The organism is Phytobacter sp. V91 (genome assembly GCF_965644225.1).
GTDB lineage: Bacteria > Pseudomonadota > Gammaproteobacteria > Enterobacterales > Enterobacteriaceae > CBFFRJ01.
Window position 1 is genome coordinate 21,116 of sequence record NZ_CBFFRJ010000067.1, and the last position, 6,286, is coordinate 27,401.

The 6,286-nt window shown below is 46.9% G+C and carries 9 protein-coding genes and 1 pseudogene; 3 read left to right on the plus strand and 7 right to left on the minus strand.

What is annotated here, in order from left to right:
- The first annotated feature begins 246 nt into the window (after window positions 1–246).
- Window positions 247–690, plus strand: a complete 444-nt coding sequence (locus ACSZO4_RS14690) for a hypothetical protein (RefSeq protein ID WP_437889794.1) — start codon at window positions 247–249, stop codon at window positions 688–690.
- 129 nt (window positions 691–819) lie between these two features.
- Here ACSZO4_RS14690 and ACSZO4_RS14695 read toward each other — a convergent pair whose 3' ends face one another.
- On the minus strand, window positions 820–1,362 hold the full coding sequence (locus ACSZO4_RS14695; RefSeq protein WP_437889795.1) for a HEPN domain-containing protein: 543 nt from the start codon (window positions 1,360–1,362) through the stop codon (window positions 820–822).
- 98 nt (window positions 1,363–1,460) lie between these two features.
- Between ACSZO4_RS14695 and ACSZO4_RS14700 the strand changes: the two genes are divergently transcribed.
- On the plus strand, window positions 1,461–1,715 hold the full coding sequence (locus ACSZO4_RS14700; RefSeq protein ID WP_437889796.1) for a hypothetical protein: 255 nt from the start codon (window positions 1,461–1,463) through the stop codon (window positions 1,713–1,715).
- Between the two features lie 13 nt (window positions 1,716–1,728).
- On the opposite strand, the gene ACSZO4_RS14705 is transcribed toward ACSZO4_RS14700, so the two are convergent.
- The 4 genes and pseudogenes from ACSZO4_RS14705 to ACSZO4_RS14720 all read right to left on the minus strand — a co-directional run bounded on the left by ACSZO4_RS14705 (window position 1,729) and on the right by ACSZO4_RS14720 (window position 4,868).
- Window positions 1,729–1,884, minus strand: a complete 156-nt coding sequence (locus ACSZO4_RS14705) for a hypothetical protein (RefSeq protein WP_437889802.1) — start codon at window positions 1,882–1,884, stop codon at window positions 1,729–1,731.
- Window positions 1,885–1,917: 33 nt separating this feature from the next.
- On the minus strand, window positions 1,918–2,403 hold the full coding sequence (locus ACSZO4_RS14710; RefSeq protein WP_437889797.1) for a DUF1441 family protein: 486 nt from the start codon (window positions 2,401–2,403) through the stop codon (window positions 1,918–1,920).
- A 219-nt stretch (window positions 2,404–2,622) separates the two neighbouring features.
- Window positions 2,623–4,449 (minus strand): annotated as a pseudogene (locus ACSZO4_RS14715) (ClpP-like prohead protease/major capsid protein fusion protein); the annotation flags it as partial.
- A 158-nt stretch (window positions 4,450–4,607) separates the two neighbouring features.
- A complete protein-coding gene (locus ACSZO4_RS14720) occupies window positions 4,608–4,868 on the minus strand; it encodes a host cell division inhibitor Icd-like protein (protein WP_437889798.1) in 261 nt (86 codons plus the stop codon).
- Between the two features lie 202 nt (window positions 4,869–5,070).
- Here ACSZO4_RS14720 and ACSZO4_RS14725 point away from each other — a divergent pair, with 202 nt between their 5' ends.
- Window positions 5,071–5,376 (plus strand): YlcI/YnfO family protein, encoded by a 306-nt coding sequence (locus tag ACSZO4_RS14725; protein WP_437889799.1) that lies wholly within the window; start codon window positions 5,071–5,073, stop codon window positions 5,374–5,376.
- A 120-nt stretch (window positions 5,377–5,496) separates the two neighbouring features.
- Here the strand turns inward: ACSZO4_RS14725 and ACSZO4_RS14730 are convergent, their stop codons facing one another.
- Both ACSZO4_RS14730 and ACSZO4_RS14735 read right to left on the minus strand, forming a co-directional pair.
- On the minus strand, window positions 5,497–5,694 hold the full coding sequence (locus tag ACSZO4_RS14730; protein ID WP_437889800.1) for a helix-turn-helix transcriptional regulator: 198 nt from the start codon (window positions 5,692–5,694) through the stop codon (window positions 5,497–5,499).
- Between the two features lie 113 nt (window positions 5,695–5,807).
- Window positions 5,808–6,161, minus strand: coding sequence for a DUF6387 family protein (locus ACSZO4_RS14735; RefSeq protein WP_437889801.1), 354 nt, complete (start codon window positions 6,159–6,161; stop codon window positions 5,808–5,810).
- Window positions 6,162–6,286: the final 125 nt, after the last annotated feature.

Sequence of the window (6,286 nt, forward strand, 5' to 3'; positions counted from 1 at the left end):
TGTTAATCAGTTAAGTGTTTGTTTAAAAAGGCGCTACTCGGCATGGGATAGCGCCTTTTTTATTAATTGTGATACACCTTGTGATACACATGTCATTGAACGAAGCCGAACAAGAATGATATGCAACCATGCGTATGCCAACTACAGGGTAGCTACATTCATTCTTCCTTAAATTATTCAAATTTGATGACGATACTTTCTAACTCCTTCTAAGTAATAGTGAAAATTTAAATCAAAAGGGCTTATATGAAGAGTAATGCCTTCTACTTGTTTTTATTTTTATCGTTCACTTCTTATTCAAAGTCACCTGATGAACAGCAACTAAGTCGGATGATCAGCTCAGCTGAATGCCTTGGTTACATGACACTATTCAACGATGATGATCAAACCGCTTCAACAGAAAAAGTCAGGCAATTAGCGACCGTATTCAAAGACTCGTCGAAAGGTGTCTTGCAAAATCCCAAGATGAGGGAGGGTCTCGCAAAAGGTATTTTTGCGAAATCTGGCGTTAAATTTAGTGATGAATTTTATGCAGGCTCAATCTTGGCGGCCTCCAGAGAAGAGGTGACTAACTCTGTTAAGGAAAATTTTGGGGGAAGGCAAATTGAACCCAATGCTGACTTGAAAAAAATATGGGGTTATGAAGCCAGAAGACGCTTCGATTCTTCAAGCTGTAATCAGATTAAATAATCCCTCATAATCGCTTGGTTGCTGGTTCAAGTCCAGCAGAGGCCACAAAAATTCAAGGACTTACGTTAAAATCGTGAGTCCTTCTGTTTTGTAGGATACCATCGGAAAGTATTAGCAAGTAACTACTGGTCATCTAACAAATTCAAAGAGTTCCATGTACTCCTTGAACATTGCATTGAAATTCACCCAACTATCTGCATCGTTGTTCCTACGCATATCCAAGATACCAGTGCTTTCTACTGGATCACTGAGCACGTTTTTCACCAACTCCCAATAATCTAAAAGCTTTTTGTCATCGCAATTCACCGGCACTGGATATCGCCCAGTCCATAAAATCGCAGATGTGTAAAACTTCAATAACTCTTTTCTACCCCCTTCTGCTTTAGCACCAGCCTCGCTAGCTAATTGGTTCAAATTATGAGTATTAGGAGACGTTAGCCCTTTTTGCACTATGACTGCTTTTAAAATGAGTTCCAGCGAAAGCCCGCAAAGCATGTGATAGACGGGATAACAAGCGACTCCCAAAGAGAAACCTCCCCCATACCCCATTGCTTTTTGTATGTCCTTTGATTCCATTGTCAGCCAAAGTACATGGGCCGAAGCCCGTAAGTCTGATGCCCTGTTGAACCAATGATTAGGGTGCATACGATCATCGGTGATGCTATTTACCATATTTTTACCTTCAATCTTGTATATGATGCTTGTGATTACGCAGCAGATTACATATTTAAGCGAGTATAAAAATCAAACACCCACTGGGAAATGACGCTATGAACAATGATGTTAGAACCGCAATTGAATGTTGGGCTAATCGCCCTACCTGGTTTAGCTCTCACCCGTCAGATGCTCAAGAGTTTCGCCGCGCTGTATCTAACCTTAAAAAAATCTCTCCTGCTCCATCTTTTGAAGAAATCAAAGACGCTATTCTCTTCTACGCAGAAGATGCGCCTGCGATGCTTGGTACTCCAGCAAATATTCATCAGACAGCACATGATTTTGCAGCAAAAATATATGGAAAACTTTGACAGTAGAAGACAACTACTGTCGGCGAGGGTTGTTTGGCTTTACCCACTGATAGGATGGAGCCTCCATACGCTGGCGGTGCCGTTCTTTAGCAGACAGCGCCGTTGAAAGCCGGGTACGGATAATTAGCCGCTCCTGACCGTTGAGTTCATGGCCCTGCTGACGGGCCATTTCAATCAATACTGATTCCAGATTAACCACGAATTACCTCTCTGCCGGGACTGCTGGCCAGTTGTCATCACTATCTGAATCAGCAACCTTACGGGCCATCTCATCGCGTAAGTCATCAATAACGTCCTGCACACGTGACACCGCAGCCGGGGTTAACGCGCAATCGCGCTCAAGAATATCCGGTAGTGTTTCCAGCACCTGAACAACCGCCTTAGCCAGTGCGGAATATTCACGCGCAACTTCATCAGTAGGAATAAGCTCCCGCTCTTCTTTTTCGAACTTCAGCCTTTCATTTTCCGACTGATACCAGGCCTTTCTGTCCTGCGGCGACATTTCGCCGTTTTCCTGCACTGATGGCAGGATGAGTACGCGCAGAGCTTTACCCAGTTCGTACTGTTTCAGGTTTTCGCCGTTACCACCGTCCATTTCAGTTTCACGCAAACGCCGCGCCACCATGTTCCGGTTTATCCCCACCAGTTCGGCCAGTTGGGTAACATTAACCAGGGTTCTACTCAGCATTAAATCACACCTCACTGCACGCACACTTTTTCAGCAAACGCAACCTGAATCATTTATTATCAGTAAGTTAAACCAGTGCTGCTGCACGGATAAAATACAGAAAACCAGCCGTTTCCCGCGAGTCCGCCGCCCCGTGGCAGGCTGCATTCCAGGAGTACCTTTTTCAAATGAGAGCCATTCTCAAATGATAAAGGGCGACCTGAGCCGCCCGTTTTCACATCACGCCGCGCCATTCGATTTGACCAGACCGCGATAGTCCAGCGCGGCCACGCCTGCATCAATGCGCACCTTCCAGGCGATACCATCAACGGTGAAGCCCTCCTGCTGCTCCAGATAGGGCACGTCCATTCCATCCAGATACGCCACCTCAATGGTGTCCATGCCCTGAGCGGCTGCGACATACCATTGCTTGTTGTTGGCCTTATCCAGACGCGGTTCAACGATGACCTGAGCCATATCCTTGACCACGTTGATAATGCCGGGGTTCTGGTTCAACGTTCCGTTCTGATCCACCGGGAATAAAGAGGAGGAGGAAAGTACCGCGCGATTTGCGAATCCTTCCAGCGCAGCTGGAACGAGGATGTAAGCCGGGATAACGTTGATAGGGTCACCGTTCGCATCCTCCTGCAACCGCATCGCTTTGCGGGCCTCATTCAGCCCATCGGTATCCATACCTTTGGTGATAAGGTTCCGGTGGTCTGCATGGAACAGTGCTTTGCCATCAGTGAAGCTGGCATTAGCTGTCAGTTGCATATACACGAGGTTCCCGACCGTTCTGGCGGCTGCGCGCCCCATTGCCTGGGGAATAGTCGAAAGCTGTTCAAGGTCATCATTGATGATTGCCTGACGGGTGATTGAGAAGATGTTGCCATAGGTAGCCAGCGCAATCGGTACACCATTATCTGAGCTATAGATGTATTTATATTCAGCCCCTTCGCGTACTTCAGAGAGTTCAGAGAATTCATTCATCCCGACACGCTTGGCTTCGTGGAAATTTGATAAGGAGCCTTTTTTTGTCCATTGCTGGAATGTTTCCCCACTGTTCTGCCAACCAGTTAAAACCGATTTTTCAGCACCACCAGCGAGGATATGGGAAAAATCACTGCTGCTATGAGTAATAGCCAGATTCACAATCTGAGCACGGTTACCGAAGCTACTGACGCTGATACCGCGATCCACCAGCGAGGCCTGAGCCATTTCAAAGAGGCTCATCATGGCATAAGGATTGCCACGTTCTGCGCGTTCATGTCCCAGGCGGGAATTTAGCCCCTGGCGAATACTGTCACCAATAATGTTGCCGTTTCCGGCGTGAATATGGGTATAGCTATTTTTATTGCTTGGCGTGGCACCACGGCCCATTTCAGCTAAAAGCATGTCTTTCGCTTTCTCTGGTGTGCATTCCGCATCTTCCAGGCACTGCATTTTCAGAGAGTCATGTTTGCCACCGAACATAGCAAACAAATCTTTAATGCCGTTGATTCGGTTTTGTTCCGGTACTGCGGAAGTGGTGGAGCCTTTGGGGGAGGTGATCATCCCTTTTACGTTGTCGGGCATATGTTCAAATTCCTCAATTCGTTTTGATTCAATACAGGCCATCGCGCTGACAGCCGGCAGTAGTTCGTCTGCAAATCTCTGCGCCACACATTCGCGCCCGTCCATCCAGGTTTCCTCCTCCAGCATTGCCGCCAGCGCTTCGGGTGATTTACCCGTTTTGCGCGCATAAGCTGGGATCAGGACGTTTTCCACCTTATCCAGTAGCTCAGCGTAACCGCGCATATCGTTGGCGTTTCCCCCGGAAATGCCCCATGGCTTGTGGATCATCATGAGCGCGTTCTCAGGCATGACGATGCGATCACCGGCCATTGCAATGACTGACGCCATAGAGGCGGCCAGGCCATCGATATGCACCGTGATTTTTGCCGGGTGTTTGTTCAGGAGGTTGTAAATAGCAATGCCGTCAAACACATCACCGCCGGGTGAATGGATGTTCAGCGTGATATGGGAAATGTCGCCCAGGGCTTTCAGGTCTTCGGAGAACTGCAGTGCGGGCGATAAGGAGAATGCTCTTTCCCTTTGCGGTTTTTCTGGCTATGTCGCGCCATGCGCAACGCTTGGTATCCGCTGTTATGACTTCAACAGTGCGGGATTGCATTGATTCACTCCTGTCCCCTACGGCGAAAACAAAGAGGTATTTGCGATCGTCGTTATGCATGACGAACCTCCCCGTTATCAAAAGCCAGCGTCATACCAGAGGCATAATCATGGAATGCAAAACGACAAGGTGATTCAGTGCGAATCTTTGCAGCAAAGGTCAGGCTCCAGCCGGGGAATGCCTGACGTGCTGCGTCCTCAGTGTCAGCATTGAAACGTACGATGACCGGCGGGCAACCGGGATGGTGTTTAGGCGTAGCCAGGAACAACCATGTAAATTTAGGGTGAGTTTGGGTAGACTGTAATTCAGCCATGATCGTTACCTCCGATAACATTGTGGTCAGAGGCCCGGTTAGTGCTCTAACACTTCCGGGCTTCGTCCTTTCAATTACTGAATCGCAACTCTCAGCAATTATGGGATTCACACTATTCAATACTGAATCCCATTGCAAGCCTTTTTTGGTATTCACATTCGTGTTATGGTGAATCTCACAAATGATGAGAGAGTGAATACCAATGACCAGCGCCACAAACAACAAATCACAGCAGATAAATGCACGCTTTCCACATGATGTGGTAAGCGAGATGGATTCTTTGCTTAGCAAAGATGAATCAAAAGCACAGTTTATTATCACGGCAGTACGCGGAGAAATAGCCCGGAGGAAAGCTGCCACAACCGGCCCCGAGAATGTGCAGCTCGAGCTGAATAAAGCACTCGAAGCCATGGCAACTATTGAGAGCCTGGGAGAGCAAGCACAATCCAGCCTCCGGGTCATTGTCAGGCTCGCCCAGGATGAGATCCAACGCCACCAGCGTAAGTGATGCAAATCCCCTTCAGTCAATTGACCACCAGCAAAGCACCATATAAGCTGGCTATGTTTCGTTGTACAGCACTGGCGGCCATGCAGGGCCGCCTTTGTTTTATCAGCCATACCCAGCCCCTTAAGCCGCTTCTCGACTCTGCTGCCAAGCAGAAACCTCAGAAAGAAGCCAGCCAACAGCGCGTCCACCCAATTTGCGGCGAGCGGGAAATTGTCCCTCCTTTTCCATCATGTAGCGGGTTGTGCGGCAAATTCCTGTCAACTGGCGACACTCAGCCTCACGTATAACTCGCTCGGTAATTTGGTTATTTTGGTTCATGTAAAAATGCCCTCGTTCATTGCTGTTCGAGGGCATTGTCTGCGGGATGTAAATGTAGCGGCATCAGTTAAAACAAAAAAAACAAATTGTTAATCAATCTCATGTACAAAAATCTATTTAGTTATTTTATAGTCAAAGATTAGTTTAGAAGAACTTCCAGCAACTTTTTCTAAAAAAGGGAGTACCACTTGGGCCAAACCGAAACCATCACGCTCGCCATCAGGATAAACTAATAATGCAAGTATTTTTTTGGGTACTCTACGTCCTGTAACAAATGTAAAAATCTTAGCAAGAGCCATAATGTCAAGTAATGGAATAATCCTATAATCTATAATTCTTCTCCTAATATAACCCCATTCTCTTTTTTTCTCAGGAATATCCAATTCTAATTCCCTACGCCACATAGGTAGCAAAAGGCTCAAATCTTTTATTATTTCATCATCGGATTTATTTAGATCTAGCTTCAAAAACATTCCGTACTTAAAATCACCACGCAAATCATCTTGATTTACTACGGAAGGTGCGATTTAATCGGTGGGGTTCAGTGGAGTCCTTATCTGTATTAGCCTTACCTTAGCTGAGCTGTATGATC